This window comes from Shewanella fodinae, from assembly GCF_014651955.1.
In the GTDB taxonomy this organism is placed as follows: Bacteria; Pseudomonadota; Gammaproteobacteria; order Enterobacterales; family Shewanellaceae; genus Shewanella; species Shewanella fodinae.
Genome location: NZ_BMXW01000007.1, coordinates 150,604 through 175,568, shown reverse-complemented (window position 1 = coordinate 175,568; position 24,965 = coordinate 150,604). Strand labels below are relative to the sequence as shown.

Annotated in this window: 26 protein-coding genes and 1 pseudogene; 25 read left to right on the top strand and 2 right to left on the bottom strand. The window is 49.7% G+C overall.

Annotation, left to right across the window (positions count from 1 at the left end; genetic code table 11):
• Nucleotides 1-11 precede the first annotated feature (11 nt).
• The 25 genes and pseudogenes from fliH to IE064_RS08655 all read left to right on the top strand — a co-directional run bounded on the left by fliH (nt 12) and on the right by IE064_RS08655 (nt 22,772).
• Nucleotides 12-935, top strand: a complete 924-nt coding sequence (fliH, locus tag IE064_RS08775) for a flagellar assembly protein FliH (RefSeq protein ID WP_189617505.1) — start codon at nt 12-14, stop codon at nt 933-935.
• Nucleotides 907-2,247 (top strand): flagellar protein export ATPase FliI, encoded by a 1,341-nt coding sequence (fliI, locus tag IE064_RS08770; RefSeq protein ID WP_189617504.1) that lies wholly within the window; start codon nt 907-909, stop codon nt 2,245-2,247. The genes fliH and fliI overlap by 29 nt, the downstream gene beginning before the upstream one ends.
• Nucleotides 2,248-2,261: 14 nt before the next feature.
• Nucleotides 2,262-2,717, top strand: coding sequence for a flagellar export protein FliJ (gene fliJ, locus IE064_RS08765; RefSeq protein WP_189617503.1), 456 nt, complete (start codon nt 2,262-2,264; stop codon nt 2,715-2,717).
• A gap of 109 nt (nt 2,718-2,826) precedes the next feature.
• Nucleotides 2,827-4,452 (top strand): flagellar hook-length control protein FliK, encoded by a 1,626-nt coding sequence (locus IE064_RS08760; RefSeq protein WP_189617502.1) that lies wholly within the window; start codon nt 2,827-2,829, stop codon nt 4,450-4,452.
• 54 nt (nt 4,453-4,506) lie between these two features.
• The gene (gene fliL, locus IE064_RS08755; RefSeq protein ID WP_189617501.1) at nt 4,507-5,028 is read left to right on the top strand and encodes a flagellar basal body-associated protein FliL; all 522 of its coding nucleotides are present in this window, start codon (nt 4,507-4,509) and stop codon (nt 5,026-5,028) included.
• 30 nt (nt 5,029-5,058) lie between these two features.
• Nucleotides 5,059-6,087 carry a flagellar motor switch protein FliM gene (gene fliM / locus IE064_RS08750; protein WP_133038548.1) on the top strand — a complete coding sequence of 343 codons (1,029 nt, stop codon included), beginning with the start codon at nt 5,059-5,061 and terminating at the stop codon, nt 6,085-6,087.
• Between the two features lie 12 nt (nt 6,088-6,099).
• Entirely contained in the window at nt 6,100-6,477 is a 378-nt protein-coding gene (fliN, locus tag IE064_RS08745; RefSeq protein ID WP_133038547.1) for a flagellar motor switch protein FliN, read from the top strand.
• 7 nt (nt 6,478-6,484) lie between these two features.
• On the top strand, nt 6,485-6,853 hold the full coding sequence (fliO, locus tag IE064_RS08740) for a flagellar biosynthetic protein FliO (RefSeq protein WP_189617500.1): 369 nt from the start codon (nt 6,485-6,487) through the stop codon (nt 6,851-6,853).
• Nucleotides 6,850-7,596, top strand: a pseudogene (gene fliP, locus IE064_RS08735) (flagellar type III secretion system pore protein FliP). The gene fliO and the pseudogene fliP overlap by 4 nt, the downstream one beginning before the upstream one ends.
• Before the next feature lie 9 nt (nt 7,597-7,605).
• On the top strand, nt 7,606-7,875 hold the full coding sequence (fliQ, locus tag IE064_RS08730) for a flagellar biosynthesis protein FliQ (protein ID WP_133038544.1): 270 nt from the start codon (nt 7,606-7,608) through the stop codon (nt 7,873-7,875).
• Between the two features lie 3 nt (nt 7,876-7,878).
• A complete protein-coding gene (fliR, locus tag IE064_RS08725; protein ID WP_133038543.1) occupies nt 7,879-8,676 on the top strand; it encodes a flagellar biosynthetic protein FliR in 798 nt (265 codons plus the stop codon).
• Nucleotides 8,676-9,812 (top strand): flagellar biosynthesis protein FlhB, encoded by a 1,137-nt coding sequence (gene flhB, locus IE064_RS08720; RefSeq protein WP_133038542.1) that lies wholly within the window; start codon nt 8,676-8,678, stop codon nt 9,810-9,812. The genes fliR and flhB overlap by 1 nt, the downstream gene beginning before the upstream one ends.
• 58 nt (nt 9,813-9,870) lie before the next feature.
• Nucleotides 9,871-11,970 (top strand): flagellar biosynthesis protein FlhA, encoded by a 2,100-nt coding sequence (gene flhA, locus IE064_RS08715; protein ID WP_133038541.1) that lies wholly within the window; start codon nt 9,871-9,873, stop codon nt 11,968-11,970.
• A gap of 12 nt (nt 11,971-11,982) precedes the next feature.
• The gene (gene flhF, locus IE064_RS08710; protein ID WP_189617499.1) at nt 11,983-13,368 is read left to right on the top strand and encodes a flagellar biosynthesis GTPase FlhF; all 1,386 of its coding nucleotides are present in this window, start codon (nt 11,983-11,985) and stop codon (nt 13,366-13,368) included.
• A gap of 7 nt (nt 13,369-13,375) precedes the next feature.
• The gene (locus tag IE064_RS08705; protein ID WP_133038539.1) at nt 13,376-14,257 is read left to right on the top strand and encodes a MinD/ParA family protein; all 882 of its coding nucleotides are present in this window, start codon (nt 13,376-13,378) and stop codon (nt 14,255-14,257) included.
• Nucleotides 14,250-14,969, top strand: a complete 720-nt coding sequence (locus tag IE064_RS08700) for an RNA polymerase sigma factor FliA (protein ID WP_189617498.1) — start codon at nt 14,250-14,252, stop codon at nt 14,967-14,969. The genes IE064_RS08705 and IE064_RS08700 overlap by 8 nt, the downstream gene beginning before the upstream one ends.
• Before the next feature lie 45 nt (nt 14,970-15,014).
• Nucleotides 15,015-15,398: a chemotaxis response regulator CheY gene (gene cheY, locus IE064_RS08695; protein WP_133038538.1), complete on the top strand. Its 384-nt coding sequence runs from the start codon at nt 15,015-15,017 to the stop codon at nt 15,396-15,398.
• A 13-nt stretch (nt 15,399-15,411) separates the two neighbouring features.
• On the top strand, nt 15,412-16,149 hold the full coding sequence (locus tag IE064_RS08690; RefSeq protein ID WP_189617497.1) for a protein phosphatase CheZ: 738 nt from the start codon (nt 15,412-15,414) through the stop codon (nt 16,147-16,149).
• A gap of 15 nt (nt 16,150-16,164) precedes the next feature.
• On the top strand, nt 16,165-18,483 hold the full coding sequence (locus IE064_RS08685; RefSeq protein ID WP_189617496.1) for a chemotaxis protein CheA: 2,319 nt from the start codon (nt 16,165-16,167) through the stop codon (nt 18,481-18,483).
• Between the two features lie 19 nt (nt 18,484-18,502).
• Entirely contained in the window at nt 18,503-19,621 is a 1,119-nt protein-coding gene (locus tag IE064_RS08680; RefSeq protein ID WP_133038535.1) for a protein-glutamate methylesterase/protein-glutamine glutaminase, read from the top strand.
• The gene (locus tag IE064_RS08675) at nt 19,614-20,102 is read left to right on the top strand and encodes a hypothetical protein (protein ID WP_189617495.1); all 489 of its coding nucleotides are present in this window, start codon (nt 19,614-19,616) and stop codon (nt 20,100-20,102) included. Before IE064_RS08680 ends, IE064_RS08675 begins: the two co-directional genes overlap by 8 nt.
• Before the next feature lie 41 nt (nt 20,103-20,143).
• Nucleotides 20,144-20,935 (top strand): ParA family protein, encoded by a 792-nt coding sequence (locus IE064_RS08670; protein ID WP_189617494.1) that lies wholly within the window; start codon nt 20,144-20,146, stop codon nt 20,933-20,935.
• Nucleotides 20,919-21,809, top strand: coding sequence for a chemotaxis protein CheW (locus tag IE064_RS08665; protein WP_189617493.1), 891 nt, complete (start codon nt 20,919-20,921; stop codon nt 21,807-21,809). Before IE064_RS08670 ends, IE064_RS08665 begins: the two co-directional genes overlap by 17 nt.
• 7 nt (nt 21,810-21,816) lie before the next feature.
• Nucleotides 21,817-22,311, top strand: a complete 495-nt coding sequence (locus tag IE064_RS08660; RefSeq protein WP_189617492.1) for a chemotaxis protein CheW — start codon at nt 21,817-21,819, stop codon at nt 22,309-22,311.
• Nucleotides 22,312-22,370: 59 nt separating this feature from the next.
• Complete coding sequence (locus IE064_RS08655; protein ID WP_133038623.1) at nt 22,371-22,772, top strand: DUF2802 domain-containing protein; 402 nt, start codon at nt 22,371-22,373, stop codon at nt 22,770-22,772.
• A 24-nt stretch (nt 22,773-22,796) separates the two neighbouring features.
• On the opposite strand, the gene IE064_RS08650 is transcribed toward IE064_RS08655, so the two are convergent.
• Together IE064_RS08650 and IE064_RS08645 are read right to left on the bottom strand one after the other, a co-directional pair.
• Nucleotides 22,797-23,114: an EscU/YscU/HrcU family type III secretion system export apparatus switch protein gene (locus IE064_RS08650; protein WP_189617491.1), complete on the bottom strand. Its 318-nt coding sequence runs from the start codon at nt 23,112-23,114 to the stop codon at nt 22,797-22,799.
• 12 nt (nt 23,115-23,126) lie between these two features.
• Entirely contained in the window at nt 23,127-24,947 is a 1,821-nt protein-coding gene (locus IE064_RS08645) for a hypothetical protein (RefSeq protein ID WP_189617490.1), read from the bottom strand.
• Nucleotides 24,948-24,965 lie beyond the last annotated feature (18 nt).

Sequence of the window (24,965 nt, the reverse complement as noted above, 5' to 3'; positions counted from 1 at the left end):
GCGTTGGCGCTATGGCCGAACACATACCCTCACGGAATATTATCCCGCCAGAAGAGGCCTCCTCGTTTGACGAGTGGCCTTTGCCTGATGTTGGCGCTTTTCTGCCGCCGAAAATGGAAACCAATGTTTTTGGACGTAAAACTGTAGAATATCAAGCGCCAAGCGCTGATAAGCCGGTTGCACCGCCGACCATGGCGGAAATTGAATCCATTCGTGCTGATGCTGAGCAGGAAGGGTTTGCCGAGGGCAAGGCAGCCGGTCTTAAAGAAGGTCTAGAACAAGGACGCTTGCAAGGGCTGGAGCAGGGCCATGCAGAAGGCTTAGCGCAAGGGTTGGAACAAGGTAAAGCGGAAGGATTACTGCAAGCGCAAACATTGCTCAGTCAGTTTGAACAGTTGTTGACGCAGTTTCAGCACCCTTTGGCGTTACTGGATTTACAGATAGAACAGTCTTTATTGACCCTGGCAGAAAATCTTAGCCGCAGTGTTATTGGTCATGAATTGAAAACCCATCCAGAGCATATTCTCGCGGCGTTGCGTCAGGGGATTGACGCGTTACCGATAAAGGAACAAAAGGTCACTATCCGGCTGCACCCAGAGGATGCGGAACTGGTGCAATCGCTGTATGGCGCCGAACAATTACAGCGTCATCAGTGGCAAATCGAAAAAGATCCGGGGCTCAGTCGTGGTGATTGTGTCGTGGCTTGCCAGCGTTCACAGGTGGATATGCGGCTGGAAACTCGGTTGCAGAAAGTGTTCAGTGAAACCTTGAATCGCCGTCAGCAACTGGCGCGGGACGAAACACAATTAGCACAGCAGTTATCGTCTGAACAGCATGTAAGCAACGAAGCAGATCCGCAGGATAAGGTAACTTCTGAAGCGTCAGATGCGGGGGCAGGAGAGGATCATGGAACAGCGCCAACGCCATCTGCTTGATGAATTGAGTCAGCTCAATCAACGTACGGGGTCTTATCAGCCCATCGCCAGCGGACAACTGGTGCGAGTCGTCGGTTTAACGCTGGAAGCGACGGGCTGCCGAGCGCCTGTTGGTAGTCTATGTGCCATTGATACCGTATCTGGCACCATGGTGGCCGAGGTCGTTGGGTTTGACGATGACCTGTTGTATTTGATGCCGGTTGAGGAATTACGTGGCGTGGTGCCTGGTGCTCGAGTTATTCCCCTTGGTGAGCAGACAAGTCTTAATGTCGGCATGAAACTGCTTGGGCGTGTGCTTGATGGCAACGGTCAACCCTTAGATGGTCTTGGGCCGCTGAGTACTCAGGAGCAGACCTCTCGCCACAGCGAACCAATCAATCCGTTAGCCAGACGAGCAATTACTGAACCACTTGATGTTGGCGTTAGGGCTATCAATGCCATGTTGACGGTAGGGAAAGGTCAGCGCATGGGGTTGTTCGCTGGCTCAGGTGTCGGCAAAAGTGTGTTGTTGGGGATGATGACCCGTGGTACTACGGCTGACATCATTGTTGTGGGACTTGTCGGTGAACGTGGTCGCGAAGTTAAAGAGTTTATTGAAGAGATTTTGGGTGACGAGGGGCGCGCCCGTTCGGTAGTTATTGCTGCCCCCGCTGATACCTCGCCGCTGATGCGCTTGCGTGCCTGCGAAACCTCTACACGCATTGCCGAGTATTTTCGTGATTTGGGATATGACGTGCTGCTACTGATGGACAGTCTGACCCGTTATGCCCAGGCGCAGCGTGAAATCGCATTAGCCGTAGGGGAGCCGCCTGCCACCAAAGGTTATCCGCCATCAGTATTTGCGCGGTTACCGCGATTGGTCGAACGTGCTGGGAACGGAGGTGAAGGTCAGGGCTCTATTACCGCTTTTTATACAGTGTTGACGGAAGGTGATGATCAGCAAGACCCGATTGCCGATGCTTCTCGAGCGATTCTTGATGGCCATATTGTTCTGTCACGTGCACTGGCAGATTCTGGACACTATCCGGCAATCGATATCGAAGCTTCCATCAGCCGTGTTGCGCCTATGGTGATTTCTGCCGAACATCTGGAGGCGATGCGCCGGGTTAAACAGATGTACTCTCTGTATCAACAAAATCGCGATTTGATATCTATTGGTGCTTATTCTCAGGGCAGCGATCCGCGGATTGACAATGCCATTCGTCTGCAACCGGCGATGAATGCTTTTCTCAGACAGCGGCTGCATGAGTCGGTTAGTTTTGCCGACAGTCAACAGATGTTGGGGCAACTCGCCGCACAGTGCCGAGTATGAGGGCTTAAAATTAGATGGCGCAAACCGATCCATTACTTACCGTGCTTAAATTGGCCAACGAAGCTGAAGAGCAGGCCGCACTACGCTTAAAGGCGGCGCAGTTTGAGCACCAAAAACGCGTCAATCAGTTACAGTCGTTGCGAGATTACCGCCTCGACTACATGCGACAGTTAGCCGCACAGCAAGGACAGCAGATCCGTGCTGACTATTATCAGCAGTTTCACCGCTTTGTGCGTCAGGTGGATGAGGCAATTAAACAACAGTTGGTGGTGGTGGCTGAGGCTGAGCGGCAAAAGCAGTACCGGCAGCAACACTGGATGGAAAAGCAGCAGAAACGTAAAGCGGTAGAACTACTGCTGGAGAAGAAAGCTCTGCAAAAACAACAACGAGAAAATAAGCAAGAACAAAAGCTCATTGACGAATTTGCCTCCCAACAGTTCCAGCGACGAAAACTGAGCACTCATCTATAAAACTATCTGGCCTGTTTTTTGCTTAATGTCATTACTACTGGTAGATATCGCCAAATTTCAGGTCACTGCAGAACAGCAATAATGCAGTGGCTTCACGCTGGAGGACAGCATGCAACAGCTAGCCAACAACGTATTATTATCTCCTCAGAATAACGCGGGGAAAGTCATCACAGACTCTGCTAAAGGTTCTGATAAATCTGATTTTTTTGATGCTTTTCAACAAGCGCAATCCAGTAATAATTACGCCGGGAATAAAGCCAGCGCACAGGTGAGTGCTTACTCTGCATCAGCCGCCGCGGGTAGTAAGAAGACCTTATCCAGCAGCAACGCTGACGCTGATGATAAAGTCGCCTCTGTGTTAGGGCAGATTTCGATGGGCAAGAAGTTGCCGCCGGAAGAAAAATTACAAAATGCTGTCACCAAACTGGCCCAATTAGCCGGGCTGGACGAACAGCAGTTACAACAGCTTTCAGCGGAAGATCCCAAAGCAATGCTAAAGCAATTAGCCGCAATGCTGAACAGTCAGTCCGCCGAGAACTCTGGCAGTGATACTATTGGGGATAGCAGCAACTCTGCGCTTGCTAAATTACTTAATGCACTTGCGGCGTTGCTACAGCAAAGTCAGCAGCAAGGTGATGCATCGACAACAGACACCGACCAAACATTACAGGCATTATTGTCTCAGTTGCAGCAAACTGACTCCGAGGTGCATACGGCGCCCTCTGACCAAAGTGCTACCGCTAAGACTGGGGTTAACAAGGACGATGAATCACAAGCGGATTCTCCGCTTGAACAAGCGCTAGCAGAGTTATTGGCAGCACTACAACAGTTGCCGGTAAATCAGACGTCACAACCATCAAACTCCTCGAGTGGTGACGAGTTGCTTGACGTCAACGGTTCAACACAGGCATCGCCTCAAGGGCAGTTACAGCAACTATTGGCGCAATTATTGGCCGATGAGCAATCGTCAGCAAAAGACGGCGATAACAACAGCGTGACTGACAAGTCGCTGCTGGCGGGGCTCGCAGCCAACAAAGCGGAACAACAAGGCACTATGCTGAGCGCTGACGGTGATGGCGCAGCTAAAGCAAGCAGCCTAGATAAATTCAGCGACAGCATCAAGGCGGCACTCGAAAGCGTTGCAGATAACGCTGTAAAGTCCCCGTTAAACAAAGAGAGCTTGTCGGATAACGTTATTACAGACAACAAATCGACACAGAACTCCTTGGCGCTGGGTGCGGCGAATACTAATCAGCGCCATGAAATTGTTCAGTATCAGCTGTCAATGCGTCAGGTGGGCGAGCCATTACAAAATGCCCAGGAATTGGCGCAACGATTTGCCCCGGTCATGAGGCAACAGTTGCTGACGATGGTTAACAATGGTGTGCATCATGCGGAGATCCGCCTCGATCCGCCAGAGCTTGGGGCGATGACAGTCAAGTTGCAAGTACAAGGGGACCACACTCAGGTGCAGTTCCATGTCACCCAGCCGCAAACCCGAGATCTGCTTGAGCATTCGATGCCCAGATTAAGAGAGTTGTTACAACAGCAAGGAATGCAATTGGCAGACGGACAAGTATCTCAAGGTGGTGGGCAGCAGAGTCAGCCGCAGGGGCAGATGTCCAGCAATGGTGACATTTCTTCAACAGCTGTTGGTGAAATTTCCGCCGAAGAACTCAGCGCGGCCCCAGAACCGTCGTTAACTTCGACATCTGCTATAGATTATTATGCGTGAGCAGGTAACCTATTAGGCCGGGAACGTTATCGGACAGCGTAACAGGAATAATTCATGGCAGAACAAGACGAACTGCAATTGCAGGAAAACCAGGAAGGTAATAGCAAACGCAAGAAAAAGTTACTGATTTTCGGCGGTGCGGGTGTACTGGTATTGGTGCTGCTTGGCGTTGTGCTGTGGTTGGTGCTGGGCGGCAGTAAAGAGGAAGCACCTGCCGCGGCTGACGCCACTAAAACGGCACAGCCTGACACGGCCAAAGAAGCATTTTATGTGGCAATGCCAAGACCCTTTTTATTCAATCTGCCGGGAAATAATCAAACTCGGCTGGTGGAGATTAAAGTGCAGTTGATGGTGCGTGGCAGTGATGATGACACGTTGTTGAAAAAGCATATTCCACTGGTGGAAGATGCGTTGTTGACCACTTTCAGCAGCGGCAGTGTTGAGAAACTCAGCACCCAGGCCGGAAAAGATGAGTTACGACAATTGGCACTATTGAATGTACAGAATACGCTGCAACCGGTAACAGGCCGCAAAGTGGTCGAAAAAGTACTGTTTACCGGCTTTGTGATGCAATAGCCCCGGATTTGACAAAATAGAGGCGGTATCGTGAGCGACTTATTAAGCCAGGACGAAATTGATGCGCTGTTGCATGGTGTCGATGATATCGATGAAGAAGAGGTAGAAGAGTCCGGCCTTGAGGCCAAGAACTATGACTTTTCCTCTCAGGATCGCATCGTCCGTGGACGTATGCCGACGCTGGAAATTGTCAACGAGCGTTTTGCCCGGCATCTGCGGATCAGCATGTTCAATATGATGCGGCGCTCAGCAGAAGTTTCCATCAATGGTGTGCAAATGCTGAAATTTGGCGAGTATGTGCATACGTTGTTTGTGCCCACCAGTCTTAACATGGTGCGTTTCAATCCGCTCAAAGGCACAGCGCTGATCACCATGGAAGCGCGTCTGGTATTTATCCTCGTGGATAACTTTTTTGGTGGGGACGGGCGTTTTCACGCCAAGATTGAAGGGCGCGAATTCACCCCAACGGAACGGCGAATCATTCAGTTACTGATGAAGATCGTCTTTGAAGATTACAAAGATGCTTGGGCACCGGTAATGGATGTGGAGTTTGATTTTCTCGATTCTGAAGTTAACCCGGCAATGGCTAACATCGTCAGCCCGACTGAGGTTGTGGTGGTCAACTCATTTCACATTGAAGTCGACGGTGGTGGTGGGGACTTCCATATCACCATGCCTTATTCCATGATTGAACCTATCCGTGAGTTACTTGATGCCGGTGTGCAAAGTGATAAACAAGATACCGACATGCGCTGGTCGCAAGCGCTTAAAGATGAAATCATGGATGTCAAAGTGGGGATTGATGCCACCTTGGTGGAAAAAGAACTGTCACTCAGAGATGTGATGGAATTTAAAGCGGGTGATGTTATTCCGGTCGAGTTACCTGAATATCTGGTGATGCGCATTGAAGATCTGCCGACCTATCGCTGTAAACTTGGTAAAGTTCAGGATAATCTGGCACTACAAGTCGCCGCCAAGATCCAGCGGCCAGAAACGGTCAAGACCGAGTTACAGCTGGTTACCCATAAAAACAAGTCAAAAGATCTCTCTGAAATATAAGGTGCAATACGCATGAGTAACGATGAGATGGACGATTGGGCTGCCGCGATGGCAGAACAAGCCGACGAAGAAGCTAAAGCGGTGGAGCTGGATGAGCTGAAAAGCACAGCTAAAACCACCTTAGTAGATGACGCTAAATTGGATACCATTTTGGACATCCCCGTCACTATTTCAATGGAAGTAGGACGTAGCTTCATCAGCATTCGCAACCTGTTGCAGTTAAACCAAGGGTCTGTGGTTGAGCTGGACCGAGTGGCCGGAGAGCCGCTCGATGTAATGGTAAATGGCACGCTGATTGCCCATGGTGAAGTGGTGGTGGTTAACGATAAATTTGGTATCCGCCTGACCGATGTTATCAGCCAGACTGAACGTATCAAAAAACTCAAGTGAGCTTCTTATGAGTCAGACCCTTGCAACTACCGCAGATGCAGCCCAAGCGGTTACCGGTAAAAGCTCCGTGGATATCACCGCTTTTGCCGGTATGTTTGGTGGCCTGTTGTTGGTATTGCTGATCATTTTTTTGCTGGCTTATCTGCTGAAACGCCTGAATCTGGTCAGTGGCACTCATTCTGTGATCAAAACGCTGGCGCAGACACCTGTGGGACCGAAGGAACGCTTGGTATTGGCTGAGCTTGACGGACAGCAGTATTTATTGGGCGTGACCGCCGGGCAGATCACCTTACTGGACAAATTGCAGCAGCCAGTGTTGATTGAAACCAATACTTTCGCGAATCGGCTAAAAATGGCCAGGCAGGGTCAGCAATGAAGTGGTCGCTGCCGCTTGTCGCGCTGCTGGTATTGCTGCTGCCTTCAATGGCGCAGGCTCAGGATGCTTTATTTCCTGCGGTGACCGTCACCACAGGGCCTAATGGTGCGACTGAATATTCAGTGACCATGCAGATCCTGTTGCTGATGACAGCGCTGAGCTTTTTGCCCGCAATGGTCATCATGCTCACCTCTTTTACCCGGATAATTGTGGTGCTGGCTATCTTGCGTTAAGCACTAGGGTTGCAGCAGACGCCGTCAAATCAGGTATTGATTGGTATCAGCCTGTTTATGACTTTTTTTATCATGTCGCCAGTGTTTGATAAAATTTATGACAATGCGGTGCAGCCTTACATGAATGAAACCATGACACTGCAACAAGCCATAAAAACCGGTGAGGGGCCACTGAAACAGTTTATGCTGGCGCAAACCCGTAACACTGATTTGAATTCCTTTATTGAAATTGCCGGTTACAAGAATATTCAAAAACCGGAAGATACCCCAATGACAGTAGTGATCCCGGCATTTATCACTAGCGAGCTTAAAACCGCATTTCAAATCGGTTTTATGCTGTTTATTCCATTCCTGGTGCTTGATCTGGTAGTTGCCAGTATCCTGATGGCCATGGGGATGATGATGTTGTCTCCGATGATTGTTTCTCTGCCATTTAAGATTATGTTGTTTGTGCTGGTGGATGGCTGGACGCTGGTAATGGGTACGTTAGCCAACAGTTTCGGGCAATAGGAGAGCACCATGACACCTGAAGCTTTTGTCGATGTGTTGCGTGAAGCGCTGTCGGTGATTGTGATCATCGTGTCTGCGGTTATCGTGCCTAGTCTGATCATTGGTCTGGTTGTGTCGGTTTTTCAGGCTGCCACCTCAATCAACGAGCAGACGCTGAGTTTTTTACCGCGTTTGCTAACAACCTTATTAGCGCTGATGTTTCTCGGCCACTGGTTAGTGCAGACGATGATGGACTTCTTTATGGAAATGGTGCAGCGGATCCCGCAAGTGGTGGGTTAGTGCATGGAAATCCTGTTTGATTCCATTCAACAGGTACTGGCCGCTTATCTTTGGCCACTTTTTCGTATTGCCAGTATGTTGATGGTGATGGCGATTTTCGGTGCTAGTACCACACCCACCAGAGTGCGCCTGTTGATGGCGGTAGCCATTACCGTAGCCGTGGCACCGGTATTACCTCCCATGCCCAACATTGAGCTAATGTCACTGGAATCGGTATTGGTGACGGTTCAGCAACTACTTATCGGCTCAGCGATGGGGTTTGTGACGTTATTGTTGATGCAGACATTTGTCTTGACCGGGCAGATTATCGGCATGCAAACCAGTTTAGGTTTTGCGTCTATGGTTGACCCGGCTTCTGGACAGCAAACGCCGGTTGTGGGCAACTTCTTTCTGGTGCTGACAACACTGATTTTCCTCAGCGTTGATGGTCACTTGGTACTGATCCGCATGCTCGTTGCCAGTTTTAATACCATCCCCGTATCTATTCACGGTATTAGTATTGCCAGTTATCGCAGCTTGGCAGAGTGGGGCAGCTATATGTTTGGCGCGGCGCTAACTATGTCCGTTTCAGCCATTGTGGCCCTGCTGACGGTGAATCTGGCTTTTGGTGTGATGACGCGTGCTTCACCGCAATTGAATATCTTCTCTATTGGCTTTCCCGTCACTATGATTGGCGGCTTGCTGATATTGTGGCTTACATTGGGGCCTGTGATGGCACATTTCGATGATGTCTGGCATGACGCGCAGGTATTGTTGTGTGATATTGCTCAGTTGCAATGCAAGCTTGATGGAGGTCCCTGATGGCGGAAAATCAGGATGGTCAAGAAAAGACCGAACAAGCGACGTCGAGGCGACTGGAGCAGGCAAGAGAAAAAGGACAGGTCGCGCGTTCGCGTGAATTGGGTACCTCTGCGGTGCTGTTGGCAGCAGCCATCGGCCTCATGGTGATTGGTCCTAGTCTAGCTAAAAGCCTGATGGAAATGATGACCAAAGTCTACACCATGGACCGGTCACAGATTTTTGATACTAACAGCATGTTTACTGTGTGGCAGACGGTGATAAGCGAGTTAGGCTGGCCCGTGCTTGGTTTTATTCTGATGCTTGGTGCTGTGGCATTTATTGGCAACATTGTGTTGGGGGGAATTACTTTTTCCACCGAAGCGATTATGCCTAAAGGCACTAAAATGAACCCGGTGAACGGCCTAAAACGCATGTTCGGTATTCAGGCCGTGGTGGAACTTACCAAGGGAATTGCCAAATTCTCGGTGGTAGCCCTCTCAGGCTATTTTTTGCTGACCTACTACTTCCCCGATATTCTCAATCTATCACAAGACAATCTGCCCGGTAATGTTGGTCATGCACTCAAGTTGCTGATTTGGTTGTTTATCTTATTGTGTGCCTCAACACTGTTAATTGTCGTCATCGATGTGCCATACCAGATTTGGAATCACAACAAACAGTTGAGGATGACCAAACAGGAAGTCAAAGATGAGTACAAGGACACTGAGGGTAAACCCGAAGTTAAAGGGCGTATTCGGCAGTTACAGCGAGAAATGGCACAGCGGCGGATGATGGCAGAGGTCCCCAAGGCTGATGTGATTGTGGTCAACCCTGAGCATTTTGCGGTGGCACTGAAATATGATGCCAAAAAATCGCCGGCACCTTATTTGGTTGCTAAAGGGGCTGATGACATCGCTTTTAAAATCCGTGAGATTGCTCGCGAATATAATGTTCCCATCGTGGCCGCACCGTTGCTGGCCCGCGCTATTTACCACACCACCAAACTGGAACAACAGATCCCTGATGGCCTGTTTACCGCCGTGGCGCAAGTGCTGGCCTATGTTTATCAGCTGCGGCAGTATCAGAAAGGCCGGGGTCGAAAGCCTACCCCTTTGCCGCTTAGTCAACCGATCCCCGAAGAGTTTAAGCAATATTGACGTTGGTTGGCCTGGATTTTGCCTACACCAGACAAAGTGTCAAAACTCAGGCTGAAAGATGGATGTAAGAGCAACGTTCGGACAGTTACGTCAGGTTAAGCCCACATCGTTGAAAGGCATTGGTACCCCGCTACTTGTCTTAGCGACACTGGCGATGATTGTGTTGCCGATGCCGGCATTTTTGCTGGATATTCTGTTTTCCTTCAATATTGCGCTGGCATTAGTGGTCTTGCTGGTTGCGGTGTACACGAGTCGACCGCTGGATTTTGCAGCGTTCCCTACGGTGCTGTTGGTTGCCACCTTGCTACGCTTGGCGCTGAACGTGGCATCTACCCGTGTTGTGTTACTGGAAGGCCACAATGGTCCTGATGCCGCGGGTAAAGTGATCGAGGCCTTCGGCTCAGTGGTTATTGGTGGTAACTATGCAGTGGGGCTGGTGGTTTTCCTCATTTTGATCATCATTAACTTTGCAGTTGTGACGAAAGGTGCTGGTCGTATCTCAGAAGTAAGCGCCCGCTTTACATTAGATGCCATGCCAGGGAAGCAGATGGCAATCGACGCCGATCTGAATGCTGGCATTATTAATCAAGATCAAGCGCGCTTGCGCCGGGCCGAAGTGACCAGCGAAGCTGACTTCTATGGTTCCATGGACGGTGCCTCGAAATTTGTCAAAGGCGATGCCATCGCTGGTATTTTAATTCTCTGTATCAACATCGTGGGCGGCTTCATCATTGGTATGGTGCAGCATGGCTTGGGGTTTTCTCAGGCAGTAGAAATCTATACCTTGTTGACTATCGGTGATGGTCTGGTTGCTCAGATCCCCGGTTTGCTGCTGTCCATTGCCGCGGCGTTAATGGTGACTCGTCAGAACGAGTCTGGCGACATGGGGCAACAAGTCGTACAGCAGATGTTTGACAATCCCAAGTCACTCATCATTGCTGCTGCTGTCTTGTTTGTGATGGGGATTGTCCCCGGGATGCCACATTTGGCATTTTTGAGTTTTGCGCTGCTGGCATCTACTGGCGCGTTTTTTATCTTTAGACGCAATGAAAAGAACAAACAGCAGGCACTGGAACTGGCTAAAAAAGGCCCAACAGAAAAGAATCTTACTGAACCTAAAGAACTCAGCTGGGACGATGTGCGGCCAGTGGATACCATAGGTTTGGAAGTCGGATACCGTTTGATCCCGCTGGTGGATAAAGGGCAAGGCGGTGAATTGCTCAGCCGCATCAAAGGGGTTCGTAAGAAACTGTCACAGGAATTGGGCTTTTTAGTCCCGGCTGTGCATATTCGCGATAATCTGGATTTGTCTCCCAGTGCCTATCGGATCTCGCTGATGGGGGTCGCGTGTGGTGAGGCTGAAGTGCGCCACGATTGTGAATTGGCGATCAATCCAGGTCAGGTATTTGGCAAACTCGACGGTGTAGAAACCAAAGATCCAGCGTTTGGCCTAGATGCCGTATGGATTGCGCCTGAGCTGCGTGAACATGCTCAGACCCTAGGTTATACCGTGGTGGATACCTCAACGGTGATTGCCACACACTTGAGCCAGTTGCTGACCAATAATGCCGCCAAGTTGCTTGGCTACGAAGAGGTACAGCAGCTGCTGGATATGTTGGCCAAACGCGCCCCGAAACTGGTGGATGGTTTTGTGCCTGACATTATGTCGCTGGGTAACGTGGTTAAAGTTATGCAGAATCTGCTTAACGAAGGGGTTTCTATTCGCGATCTCCGTACCATCGTCCAGACATTGCTGGAGTATGGACCGAAGAGCAACGACACCGAAGTGCTTACTGCCGCGGTGCGCATTGCGCTTAAGCGGATGATTGTGCAGGAAATCGCCGGCCCTGAGGCAGAGATCCCTGTCATTACTTTGGCGCCAGAATTGGAACAGATGTTGCATCAGTCAATGCAAGCGACAGGCGGCGATGGTCCGAATATCGAACCCGGTCTGGCGGAACGGATGCAAAAGTCCCTCGCCAGCGCAGCGCAGAAGCAGGAAATGGTTGGACAACCCGCCATTTTACTGACATCGGGTATGCTGCGTGCCACCTTGTCTCGTTTCGTCAAGCACACGATTCCTAATCTTCGGGTGATTTCATATCAGGAAGTGCCAGACGAAAAGCAAATCCGTATCGTTTCCGCTGTGGGCCAGTAGGAGTAACAGAGAGTGAAAATTAAACGCTTTTTTGCCAAAGATATGCGTGCCGCACTGGCGCAAGTCAAAGATACCCTCGGGGCCGATGCGGTGATTATGTCGAACAAGAAAGTCACCGGCGGCATTGAGATTGTGGCGGCGGTGGACTATGACGAACCGCAGGCTAATGTTCCACAAGCGCCGGTATTTAGTGATTTGAGTGAAGACAAAGTGTCACTCGGCCATGTACGCAGCGAAACTAAAGCCAAGCCTGCCGCAGCCGCAGATTCATTACAAGCATTGCTTGAGCGGCAGCACAATCGTCTCACTCAGCAATTGTCTAAACAGCCAGCTGCAGCAAGAGATAATGAGCTGCCAGCGTGGGCGCGAGGTTTGAACGGTGAAACTGGCACCGCTAAACCAAGACAAAATCTGCAAGATATGACGCCAACGTCTACACTCAATGGCAAAAATGGTAACGCAAAACAGCAACTCGAACTGGATTCTATGCGTCAGGAGTTATCTTCTTTACGCAGCCTGTTAACGCACCAGCTCAATGAGTTGATGATGGATCATAAAAATCGTCATGATCCGGTTGGTGCCATGTTGGAACGTAAGCTTTTAGAGGCAGAGTTTGCGCCGCAAGTCGCGGCCAAATTGGCCGGGTTGTCACAGCATTATGCGCCTGCGGATTTGGTTAAGGCATTACCACAGTCACTGGCTAATCTGCTGAGCAATCAAGGTGACGATATCGTGCGCCAGGGCGGCATTGTCGCCTTAGTGGGACCCACGGGGGTCGGTAAAACGACAACGCTGGCGAAAATTGCTGCCAGATTCGTGGCTCACCATGGTCCAGATTCGGTGGTATTGATCACTACCGATCATTATCGCATTGGAGCCTTTGAGCAATTGGCAACTTATGGCAAGATAATGGGATGTCCGGTGAAGCAAGCCCAAGATCTCAATGAGTTGGAACAGATTGTCTACCAGTTCCGTAATCGTAAACTGGTATTAATTGACACCGCTGGAATGGGGCAGCGAGACATGCGTTTATGCCAGCAGCTGGATAGCCTTACCGCCAACAGCCGTCTACCTATCCGCAGTTTTTTGGTGCTGTCAGCCACAGGGCAGCGGCGCGTTCTGGAAGAGGCCATCAACCAGTTCAAGCGTATTCCACTGGCAGGCGCTATATTAACCAAACTGGATGAATCAGTTTCTTTAGGAGCAGCACTAAGTGTATTAATCCAAAGTGGTTTATCATTGAGTTACACCACGGATGGTCAGCGGGTGCCCGAAGATATGCGGGTGGCTGATACATTAGGATTAGCCAAACAGGCGCTGGCCGTATTAAACAAAAGCGAAACAACAGAATTCAACCCTGAAGTCAGGTCAAATGAAATGACCTATGCATTTGAGTAGTAAAGCTATGACCCAGGATCAAGCGAGTGGTTTACGAATGATAAATCAACAACAAAACGAAAAAGTGAAAGTAATTGCCGTTACCGGCGGCAAGGGTGGCGTAGGCAAGACCAGCGTTGCTATCAATACCGCCGTGGCGCTCGCAGAGAAAGGCAAGCGGGTAATGGTATTGGATGCTGACTTGGGATTGGCAAATGTCGATGTAATGCTCGGATTGCGGGCCGAACGCAACTTGTCACATGTATTGTCTGGAGAAGCTGAACTGGATGACATCATCGTCCGTGGACCCAAAGGTATTGGGATCATTCCCGCTACCTCGGGTACTCAGTCAATGGTTGAATTGAGCCCCGCGCAGCATGCCGGACTGATCCGAGCCTTCAGTGAAATGAAAACGCAGTTTGATGTGCTAATCGTTGACACTGCGGCCGGTATTTCTGACATGGTGCTGAGTTTTTCTCGGGCCTCACAGGATGTGCTGGTGGTGGTCTGTGATGAGCCAACATCCATCACCGATGCCTATGCACTGATCAAGATTCTGAGTCGGGAACACGGTGTCTTTCGCTTTAAAATTGTAGCCAACATGGTGCGCAGTTTGCGGGAAGGCATGGAGTTATTTGCTAAACTGAGCAAAGTGACCGATCGTTTCCTCGATGTTGCGCTAGAATTGGTTGCCACCATACCTTTTGATGAAAATCTGCGTAAGTCGGTGCGTAAGCAGAAACTGATCGTAGAAGCCTTTCCTAAATCGCCAGCGAGTATTGCTTACCAAGGGCTGGCAAACAAAGTGATTAGCTGGCCTGTACCGCAACAGCCCGGTGGTCATTTGGAGTTCTTTGTCGAGCGGTTGGTGCAAAAGCCTGAATATCAGGAGGAAGGTGCCAGTGAATAAAATGGCCGCGTATACCGGGTTTAACGATAAAAGCTTGATCGTTGACCAGTATGCGTCGCTGGTGAAACGAATCGCCCACCATTTGCTGGCGCGTTTACCCGCATCGGTACAGCTGGATGATCTGCTGCAAGCCGGGATGATGGGCCTGCTGGAAGCCGCCTCCAAATTTGATGGCAGCAAAGGTGCCAAATTTGAAACGTTTGCCGGTATTCGTATTCGCGGAGCGATGATCGATGAGATCCGCCGTGGCGACTGGTTGCCCCGTTCCGTTCATCGTAATCAACGTAGAATTGCCCAAGTCATTGATGAACTGGAACAGGAGTTGGGCCGGGATGCTAGAGATGCTGAGATCGCTCAACGGCTGGAAATGTCACTTGATGAATATCATCACATATTAAGTGACGTATCTGCTGGTAAAATAATAGGAATCGAGGATCTTGGCGGAGCTCCAGATGCGCTTTTTGCCGATGAAATGGCAGCAAACGATACTTATGACACGCTGGTAAACGATCAGTTTCGAGAAGCATTGGCAGACGCGATTAAGCTTTTGCCGGAAAGAGATGCGCTGGTTCTGTCGCTTTATTATGATGAAGCGCTCAATTTAAAAGAAATCGGTGCCATTCTAGATGTTAGTGAGTCTAGAGTTAGTCAGATCCACAGTCAGGCAATGCTCAGGCTTAAAGCAAAACTCAGGCATTGGACACAGAACTAAACGGTTTTTTGAGCGGTTTTAAAATTCAGCTCTGCGGAGGAAACTTTGGATAAAAACATGAAGATTCTCATTGTTGATGATTTTTCAACGATGCGAAGGATTATCAAAAACCTGTTACGGGATCTTGGGTTTAATAACACCCAAGAAGCCGATGACGGGTCTACTGCGCTGCCAATGCTGCAGAAAGGTGATTTTGATTTTGTGGTCACCGACTGGAACATGCCGGGTATGCAAGGAATTGATCTACTAAGAGCAATTCGCGCGGATGAAAATCTTAAGAATATTCCGGTGTTGATGGTTACCGCGGAAGCTAAGCGTGAGCAGATTATCGCTGCCGCCCAGGCCGGAGTGAATGGTTATGTTGTTAAACCTTTCACCGCCGCAACCCTTAAAGAGAAGTTGGACAAAATCTTTGAACGACTTGGTTGAGCTTGGGGGCGCTATGAAGGCAGAAAACACCGGACTCATTACGCTCGAACAGGCTCAGCGCCTAGTGGAACTGCTATCAGCTGGCGAACAACAACAAGCTGATGAACTGGTCCGTGAGTTATCGCAACCTATCCAGCAAGAACTGTTTGCTGAAGTCGGTAAACTGACGCGGCAGCTCCACAATGCATTGAACGAGTTTCAGCTGGATAATCGATTAGTGGAGCTGGCGAATAACGATATCCCAGATGCGAAAGAACGTCTGAGTTTTGTTATCGACATGACAGAACAGGCGGCCAATAAAACCATGGATGCCGTGGAAGAGTGTTTGCCACTGTCCGATGCGCTCAGCGTTAGCCTTGCTAATATTAAACCCACGTGGGACAGACTGATGCGTCGGAATCTGTCACTCGATGAGTTCAAGACCCTGTGTCACGATGTGCAGCACTTTATGGTGCAGACTGAGGCTGACTCTGGACGACTGCACGAACTGCTCAACCAAATACTGTTAGCACAGGATTTCCAGGATCTGACTGGGCAGATGATCCGCCGGGTGATTGATTTAGTAAAAGAAGTAGAAAGAAATCTTGTATCACTATTGACCATGTTTGGGGCACAACCTAACGAGAGTCTAGTCAGCATTCGTGAAAGTAATATTGATGCTGAAGGACCTATTCATAATGCTGGATCACGTCAGGACGTGGTTACCGGACAGGATGAAGTAGACGATTTGCTCTCTAGTCTGGGATTCTGATGAGGAGTCATATTGATGGCCTTTGATGTTGATGAAGAGATCCTGCAGGATTTTTTAATCGAAGCCGGAGAGATTTTGGAGCTGCTGCAGGAGCAGCTGGTGCAGTTAGAAAATAATCCAGGAGATACCGACCTGTTGAATGCCATTTTCCGCGGTTTCCATACCGTGAAAGGTGGGGCCGGGTTCCTGGGACTTGCGCCCATGGTGGATGTTTGCCACGAGGCGGAAAACACCTTCGATTTATTGCGTACCGGTAAACGCAGTGTCAGCGCCGAACTGATGGATATCATTCTACAGGCGTTAGATGCCATCAATGTGATGTTTAGCCAGACTCAAGCAGGTGAAGAACAGCAACCAGCAGATCCGCAGCTGCTGGCCAATCTGAAACTGCTGAGTTCTGGTGCCCCATTGCCTTCAGAATCCAGTAATAGCCTTGAGTCGACAGAAGAAGCTGCTGAAGATACTACAGCTGAGGCTGCCATAGAAGAAACGACTGATAGTGCTGATGCGCTTTTTGATGAGATGCTTGAATCTGTCGCAGCAACGCCATCGACAGAACCTACAGCGGCTGAAGCGCCAGCGGCTAACGGCAGCATCGATGATATTGAAGAATCAGAATTTGAAGCCTTGCTTGATGCCTTGCATGGTAAAGGCAAAGGCCCCTCTGCAACCGGTGCTTCAGGCTCAGATGCGAAAGCGCCGGCGGCTAGCGACAGCGACGACATCAGTGATGACGAGTTTGAAGCGTTGTTGGACGATCTCCACGGCAAGGGCAAATTTTCAGTCAATCCCGATGCTAAACCTGTAGCGGCTGAAACGGCCGGGCACACAGTTGACTCGGATGAAATTTCTGAAGATGAATTTGAAGCTTTGCTGGATCAGTTACATGGTAAAGGTAAAGCGCCTGGCCTTGAAGCTGAAGATACTGCCGCGACACAAGCTCCTGCCGCAAAGGTAACTCCTCAAGCTGCACCTGCCGCTAACGTTCCAACGTCCAAAGCCGCTGCAACGCCTAAAGCCGTTGCAACCCCCAAAGCTGCAGAAGCGCCTAAAGCGATGAAAGCTGCAGCATCATCCGAACCTAAAGTTCCGGCTCCGGCCAAAGAAACTGCCAGTAAGGCTGTCGCCCCAGCGGGGAGTAGTGCCCCTCAGGCAGAGACTACCGTGCGTGTCGATACTGCACGTTTGGACCAGATCATGAACATGGTGGGTGAACTGGTACTGGTGCGTAACCGGTTGGTGAGTCTTGGCATTTCCCGCGAAGATGAGGCAATGAGCAAGGCGTTGGCTAACTTGGATTTGGTGACTTCTGATCTGCAGGGCGCGGTGATGAAAACCCGTATGCAGCCAATCAAGAAAGTCTTTGGCCGTTTCCCTAGAGTGGTGCGCGATCTCGCCCGCAGTCTCAATAAAGACATTGAATTGCGCATGGTCGGCGAAGAAACCGACCTAGATAAGAATTTGGTTGAGGCACTAGCAGACCCATTAGTGCATTTAGTACGTAACTCTGTGGATCATGGCATTGAAATGCCCGATGTGCGTGAATCTATCGGTAAATCTCGGACGGGTATCATAACCCTATCGGCAAGTCAGGAAGGTGACCATATTCTTCTGAAAATAGAAGATGATGGCGCAGGTATGGATCCTGAAAAGCTTAAAGCCATTGCGATTAAACGCGGTGTGCTGGATGAAGATACCGCCGCCAGAATGTCAGATCAGGACGCCTATAATCTGATTTTTGCCCCAGGTTTTTCTACTAAGACCGAAATTTCAGACATTTCTGGCCGTGGCGTTGGTATGGATGTGGTGAAAACCCGCATTACTCAGCTAAACGGTTCGGTGCACATTGATTCTGCCAAAGGTAAGGGAACTCGGCTGGAAATCAAAGTGCCACTGACCTTGGCGATTATGCCAACGTTGATGGTGGAAGTGGCCAAACAGGTCTTTGCCTTGCCGTTGTCCAGTGTCAATGAGATTTTCCATCTGGATCTTGGCAAGACTAACGTTGTTGATGGACAACTGACCGTTATTGTGCGGGAGAAGGCAATACCGCTGTTCTATCTCGAACAATGGCTCAATCGTCATCCCCGCAGTTTCAAAAGTGGAGAAAAACGCCTGGGGCACGTGGTTATTGTGCAGCTAGGAATGAAACAGATAGGTTTTGTGGTCGACGCATTGATTGGTCAAGAAGAAGTGGTGATTAAACCTTTGGGCGCCTTGTTGCATGGAACGCCGGGCATGGCCGGAGCCACTATTACTTCGGACGGGGGGATTGCGCTTATTCTTGATGTTCCGGGACTTCTCAAGCATTACGCCTCCCGATCAAGACGCTAAACCGTAAATAAGGATTTGAATGGCTATTAAAGTGTTGGTCGTTGACGACTCTGGTTTTTTTCGTCGGCGCGTGAGTGAAATTGTAAATCAGGACTCAGAGCTGGAAGTGGTCGGTATGGCGACAAATGGGTTGGAAGCGGTACGTATGGCCGCTGAACTCAAACCAAACGTCATCACCATGGATATCGAAATGCCTGTGATGGATGGGATCACTGCTGTTCGTAAAATAATGGAAAGCACGCCAACACCTATCCTGATGTTTTCCTCTTTGACTCACGAAGGTGCTAAAGCGACGTTGGATGCACTGGACGCAGGTGCGCTCGACTTTCTGCCAAAGCGGTTTGAGGATATTGCGACAAATAAAGAAGCCGCGATTGAGTTATTACAGCAAAGAGTGAAAGCACTAGGCCGTCGTCGGGTATTTCGCCCGGTGAGTCGACCACTGACGACTCGACCATCTGTCGATAGTCATGTGTCACGGCCATTACGTGAAGAAGAACCTGTAAAACCCTTGGAGCGCAGTGTTGGCCGAAGTGCCGCACCAGCCAGGGCCAGTGGCAAGCAATACAAATTGTTGGTGATAGGAACCTCTACCGGCGGACCGGTAGCGTTGCAGCGTATTCTGACCCGTTTCCCGGCAGACTACCCGCATCCTATCGTGCTGATCCAGCACATGCCTGCCGCGTTTACGCCAGCATTTGCGGCCCGACTGAATAGCTTGTGCCAGATTGAGGTAAAAGAAGCCAGTAACGGCGACGCCATGCGACCTGGCTGTGCCTATTTAGCCCCGGGCGGCATGCAGATGATGGTAGAGCGTGCCGGAACCAGTGGCCGTATTAAAATCGTCAGCGGTACGCCTGAAATGAATTATAAGCCGTCAGTCGATATCACCTTTGCCTCAGCAGCCAAAGCCTATGGCGGCGACGTATTGGCGGTAGTATTAACCGGCATGGGCGCCGATGGTCGCGAGGGTGCGCGCTTGTTAAAAAGTGCCGGTTCCATTATCTGGGCGCAAGATGAAGCCTCATGTGTTGTCTACGGTATGCCTCAGGCCGTGACAGTGGCAGGCTTATCCAGTCAGTCGATTTCGCTAGATAACATGGCGGACGCTATATTGCGGGAGTCCGGGCGTGGTTGATAGGGCTGATCGGCAAACAGGGTATTTGTTAGCGCTATTCCTGTTGTCGTTGGCGGTAGTCGTTCTTGCGGCTGTCAGTTGGCAGTTGCATATAAGAAATCAGTTGTTGCAGCAAGAAACCGAACAGCTTCGGGCATCGCAAGTGGTATTGATGGTGCCGGATGAACAGGCTGGGCAAATTGCTGACTGGATGGTAAAGCATCCCGAGCAAACCGCGTCGCTACTGGACGTGGTAAAACCTGTGCAGGAAGGAAAGAAGTCGCTGCAGCAATCACTGGATGATGAACGCCTTAAGCAGCATACCCAGGCACTGGAAGCAAAGCCTGTGAACAAGCCTGCTAATAACGATAAGTTACCTCCAGGGGCTTCGTCTGTGGCAGAAACACCAGTCATGGTGGAACAATTGCAAAATGGTGTCAAAGTAATACGTTTACCGCACGGCGGTATCCGGGTCACCACCCGGGATGTAAACGATGAGTGAACGCTAACTGGAACTGCTATTTCCGGTAAAAGGGGCTAAATGTGAGAGTCTGGACCATCGCAAATCAAAAGGGCGGTGTCGGTAAAACGACCTCGGTGGCCAGTCTCGCCGGTGTGTTAGCTAAGCGTGGTCAGCGCGTGTTGATGATTGACACCGATCCCCATGCGTCATTGGGGTACTATCTTGGGATTGATTCCGAAGAGGTGCCCGCTTCGCTTTATGATGTGTTTATGGCCCATGATCACTTGTCCAGAGATTTGGTAAAGCAGCATATTGTACCAACGTCAGTGGATGGCATAGATCTGTTACCTGCAACTATGGCGTTGGCAACCTTAGATCGTGCTCTTGGCCATCACGAAGGTATGGGCCTGGTTCTGCGTAATCTTATACAGTTGCTGGATTCTGATTATGATGTTGCCTTGGTTGATTGCCCACCAGTACTCGGGGTACTTATGGTGAATGCGCTGGCGGCCAGTCAACATATCATTGTACCGGTTCAAACAGAATTTTTGGCCATTAAAGGACTGGAGCGCATGATAAAAACGATGGAGTTGATGGGACGTTCTAAACGCACCCGTTACAGCTACTCCATTGTGCCTACTATGTATGACCGACGTACTAAAGCGTCATCAGCCGCATTACAGTTTCTCGGCGATGTCTATGGTGAACGGCTTTGGCCCGATGTCATCCCGGTTGATACTAAATTTCGAGACGCCAGCTTGGCGCATCTCCCTGCTAGTCATTATGCGCCACAGTCTCGCGGGGTACAGGCTTATGAACGTTTGTTGGATTTCCTGATGAAGGGAGAGTTCGCTCATGCCAAAATCGGTTGACGAAACTGTTTTTGACTACTTCAGTGTTCTATTGAGTGAACCCGAACCAGAGAAGCGTCCTACTGCAACACTGGTGTCTGCAGTACAACCTAAACCAGCGGCAGTTGCCAGGCCGATAAATAAACTGGAAGCAGTTGCGGAGACTAAGCCTGCGATAGATAAACAAGCGCTACAACGTTTACTGGCGCAAGTTGCACCGGTTGCCACAGAGACCACCCATGAGCAACCTGTGGTGCTTAAAAGTGCTGAAAAAGTAACTACTGTTAAAGCAACACCCGTGGCAGACGCGACCACTATTGCACCGCAAATAGTTCAAGTGTCGACGGTAATGGCAACTAAAGCGCCGATTGCTGCTGTTAAGCCACAAACGCAAGCCGGTACGCAACCACCACAGGTGATAACACCTTTGGAACAATTGCTAGATGATGAATTTCAGGTGTTGTTTTTCAATGTCGCGGGGCTAACGTTAGCGGTGCCTTTGATAAGTTTGGGGGGCATTGTACAGGTCGAGCACATTAATCATATTATCGGTAGACCTCGCTGGTTCAAGGGCGTTCAGAGCTATCGGGAGTCGCAGCTTAATGTGGTGGATACCGCCGCGTGGGTAATGCCGGAAAAATATGATGAGAAACTGGCACAATCCATAAATTATCAATATCTTGTAGTATTGGAAGAAAGTAACTGGGGATTGGCCTGTGAATCACTGGTCAATGCCGTCAAAATTGATAAGTCCCAGGTCAATTGGCGTGGGAAAGCAGGAAAACGCCCTTGGTTGGCAGGGGTGGTGAAGGAACAGATGTGTGGCATTTTGCATGTCCGAGCACTTGTTGAAATGCTCAATGCCGGGTTGGGATGTCAGGATCCGATAGACTGAGGTAAATATGACAGAATCAAGAAATGTAGCTGCTGTGTCTACAGGTAAGGATGACGCGGTACTGCAATGGGTCACTTTCAAGCTGGATAACGAGACCTATGGCATCAATGTGATGCAGGTACAGGAAGTATTGCGTTACACCGAAATTGCGCCAGTACCAGGGGCTCCACATTACGTACTGGGGATTATCAATCTTCGTGGTAATGTGGTTACCGTCATCGATACTCGCAGTCGTTTTGGTTTACCTGCCGCGGAAGTAGATGATTCCACTCGTATCGTCATTATTGAAGCAGAAAAACAGGTTATTGGTATTCTGGTCGATAGTGTTGCAGAGGTGGTTTACTTACGCCGTTCTGAAATTGATAACGCACCAAATGTTGGTACTGAAGAAAGTGCCAAATTTATCCAGGGTGTCAGCAACCGTGGTGAAGAACTGCTGATACTTGTGGATTTGGATAAACTGCTGTCCGATGAAGAGTGGGCAGAATTGGCTCAGTTATAATCGGTCTGAAACAGACAGTAATAACGTTACGGTAGCAGTTAGGGAGTAAAGTACCGATGATAGGCGATGGTTTTTTGATCGCAGCGCTGATTTATATTGTTGCCTGTCTTGGTCTAGTGTTATTCCTGCAAAAGCAAGGAAACCGGTTGCGTAATAAGGTGGAAGCGCTGACGCTGTTGGTAAAGGAAGGTGACCGACAGCGCGAGGCGCTCAAACGTGAATTACACGAACTGCGAAGTGGCACTATAGGGGTTGGTCGGCGTGTCCTAGCATTGGAACGTAAGCTGGCTGAGCAGGATGTAAAGCTCGATGAAACGATGCATCAGGAACCGCAAGCAAAGTTGTACAGTCGTGCAATTAAGATGGTACAACTGGGTGCCGGTGCCGAAGAGTTAATGCGAGAATGTGAGTTGCCTAAAGCGGAAGCAGAGTTGCTTATTCGCTTGCACAGTAAACGATAGCAGAAAGAGGCCTCCGCCTCTTTTTTATGCTTGCGCCACAATTTTTTTATGCATGTTGTCCCACTGATCTGGAAACTTGCCGTCCAGCATATACACGAACGCAATTAACTCAGCGATTAGCAGATACAACTCTTTAGGGATGGCATCTCCCAATTCCAACATCTGCAGAAAATTACTCAGATGTTCGTCCTGATGGATATGTACGCCAGCAGCTTCAGCAACGGCAATAATCTCTTCTGCCAGCAAATCTTGGCCTTTGGCGGTAATTTTAGGCGCTGTTTTACCATCATAGCTCAGCGCGACTGCCTGTTTTGGCTTTTTTGGCGGAATGGTATCTGCCATTGTCATGTTTCCTTAAGCTTTAATGTGGACTAGGTAATGGTCGCCAGGCAACAAAGTGGCGGGTACCGGGGCGACATGCGCCGATATCTCTGTGGGGACCAGCCCGAGTTGTGTCAGCTTCTTGCCTAGTAGTTCCAGATGATTGTTTACCTTGTCAATCAGTCGTTGGCTACTGCCAATAAAGTGTAAATTTACCCCTTGCTCCTGTATTTGGGCTTTTGCCAACAAGGCACCAGAATTCAAATTAAATTTCAGTTGTAACTGCCATTGCTGACGTTTCCCAGCTCCCTGTTGTTTGGCGTCCGAGTGATCAAATTTTGCTTCCAGTTGTTCCTGTCGCTGATCCAGATAATAAGGCAAAGTGGCGTACCAAGACTGACTACCATTTTCGGCACTGCCAGCTTGTTGATAAACACGAATTCCCTGCATCATGCGGCTGACGTGCTCTAGTGAGTCATGCTCATTCAACGTTTGTAATAACGCGGTGCCAATGCCGGTACGACTCTGTAGTGCTTGCAGATACTGTCGCAATTTAGGACTGATATTTAGTTGCTGATTAAAGGCCTTCGCACCGATGAGTAACTGTAATAAAGTGCTGATTGCATCGGTTTGTGTGGCATTCGGTGTCGTAACAGGCACCGCGGGCTGGAATGCCAACTGTGCGGTTAGTTCCGCCTGTAATACTTCAGGCAATGCAAGACTGCCTAAGGGTTTTGGCTGCAGCGCGGGTAACAGTTTTAGTAGCTCTGAGGCAACATTTGGCCGCAGTTCCATGGTGTGTAATTCGGTACGAGGAACAGCGCCCAACTTGTTAAACGCACGCTGTAGATAATTGAGCGACGGCATCATCTCTGGAGGTTTAGCTGCTGCACTGGAGGCGCTACCGCTGTCGGCTGCCGTTGTTACTGGATTGGATGGCTGGTTATTCGTTGCTGATTTCACATCTGTTTTGAGTGCAAGCTGATCGAGCGTTAGCGCTTTAGCTGTTGACGCATTGCCCGTCAACAGGGACGTTTTGGCTGTGTCGACCGGATTGTTAGCCCCCTCCAAGGCACTATTTTTGGACAACTGCGTATTTTCAGATGCTTGCGTGGCAATATTAGTGGATGACGTGGCGGTTTGGATGTTTGTTGCTTGTTCCTTGCTTTGCGGTACTGCCAACTGTTCCATGGCTTTAAACCATTGAGTGAATGTGGTGCCAATATCCGGTTTATTGAGCAGTACTGGTGATGATTCCACGTGAGCGCTCGCTGAAGATTGAGCCTGCTGGCCCGATTTCAAGGTAATTTCCGTACGGTTGATGACCGGCTGTAATTGTAACTGTAACCCATTATTCTGGCTGATGACTTTCGCTAAATATTGCCCTTGCGGTAGCTTTACATCTTGCGGAATAGTGATGACAATGCCACCTGCAAAGCGAATATCTGACTTGTCGACGGTTACTGGTGGCAAGGGATATCCTTGAGGGCGACTGGCTAACTGTTGTAACAGTTGGAAGGGAATGCCATTTTGTGATGCCAGTTGGGTCAAGGCATCCGGTAAGCGGATCTGAATTGGCTCAGCCAATACCAACAGTTGACTGCCTGCGCGACCCTGTAACACTTCGGGTAACGGCCGCTGTATCTCCAGTGCTGCTGCGTTGGCTTGTTGCAATATGGCTTGTAACTGTTGGGCATCGCCGTCGGTCTGCAGTACAAATTGCTGATCCTGTATTTGCACCTGAAGCTGCCCGTTAGCTAATGCAACGGCTACTGGCACTACCGTCGCGCCGCCAGAGACAGGCGTTACTGTGGCGGGTGCATTAGGTGGTATTGTGCCATTTATTGGATTCATTGTCTCAATCCGGGGTTT

Bases quoted from the DNA above. Each gene is read 5' to 3' on its own strand.
- fliH (WP_189617505.1), top strand. From the start codon at position 12: ATGGCCGAACACATACCCTCACGGAATATTATCCCGCCAGAAGAGGCC.
- fliI (WP_189617504.1), top strand. From the start codon at position 907: ATGGAACAGCGCCAACGCCATCTGCTTGATGAATTGAGTCAGCTCAAT.
- fliJ (WP_189617503.1), top strand. From the start codon at position 2,262: ATGGCGCAAACCGATCCATTACTTACCGTGCTTAAATTGGCCAACGAA.
- IE064_RS08760 (WP_189617502.1), top strand. From the start codon at position 2,827: ATGCAACAGCTAGCCAACAACGTATTATTATCTCCTCAGAATAACGCG.
- fliL (WP_189617501.1), top strand. From the start codon at position 4,507: ATGGCAGAACAAGACGAACTGCAATTGCAGGAAAACCAGGAAGGTAAT.
- fliN (WP_133038547.1), top strand. From the start codon at position 6,100: ATGAGTAACGATGAGATGGACGATTGGGCTGCCGCGATGGCAGAACAA.
- fliO (WP_189617500.1), top strand. From the start codon at position 6,485: ATGAGTCAGACCCTTGCAACTACCGCAGATGCAGCCCAAGCGGTTACC.
- fliQ (WP_133038544.1), top strand. From the start codon at position 7,606: ATGACACCTGAAGCTTTTGTCGATGTGTTGCGTGAAGCGCTGTCGGTG.
- fliR (WP_133038543.1), top strand. From the start codon at position 7,879: ATGGAAATCCTGTTTGATTCCATTCAACAGGTACTGGCCGCTTATCTT.
- flhB (WP_133038542.1), top strand. From the start codon at position 8,676: ATGGCGGAAAATCAGGATGGTCAAGAAAAGACCGAACAAGCGACGTCG.
- flhA (WP_133038541.1), top strand. From the start codon at position 9,871: ATGGATGTAAGAGCAACGTTCGGACAGTTACGTCAGGTTAAGCCCACA.
- IE064_RS08705 (WP_133038539.1), top strand. From the start codon at position 13,376: ATGACCCAGGATCAAGCGAGTGGTTTACGAATGATAAATCAACAACAA.
- IE064_RS08690 (WP_189617497.1), top strand. From the start codon at position 15,412: ATGAAGGCAGAAAACACCGGACTCATTACGCTCGAACAGGCTCAGCGC.
- IE064_RS08685 (WP_189617496.1), top strand. From the start codon at position 16,165: ATGGCCTTTGATGTTGATGAAGAGATCCTGCAGGATTTTTTAATCGAA.
- IE064_RS08680 (WP_133038535.1), top strand. From the start codon at position 18,503: ATGGCTATTAAAGTGTTGGTCGTTGACGACTCTGGTTTTTTTCGTCGG.
- IE064_RS08665 (WP_189617493.1), top strand. From the start codon at position 20,919: ATGCCAAAATCGGTTGACGAAACTGTTTTTGACTACTTCAGTGTTCTA.
- IE064_RS08660 (WP_189617492.1), top strand. From the start codon at position 21,817: ATGACAGAATCAAGAAATGTAGCTGCTGTGTCTACAGGTAAGGATGAC.
- IE064_RS08650 (WP_189617491.1), bottom strand. From the start codon at position 23,114: ATGGCAGATACCATTCCGCCAAAAAAGCCAAAACAGGCAGTCGCGCTG.
- IE064_RS08645 (WP_189617490.1), bottom strand. From the start codon at position 24,947: ATGAATCCAATAAATGGCACAATACCACCTAATGCACCCGCCACAGTA.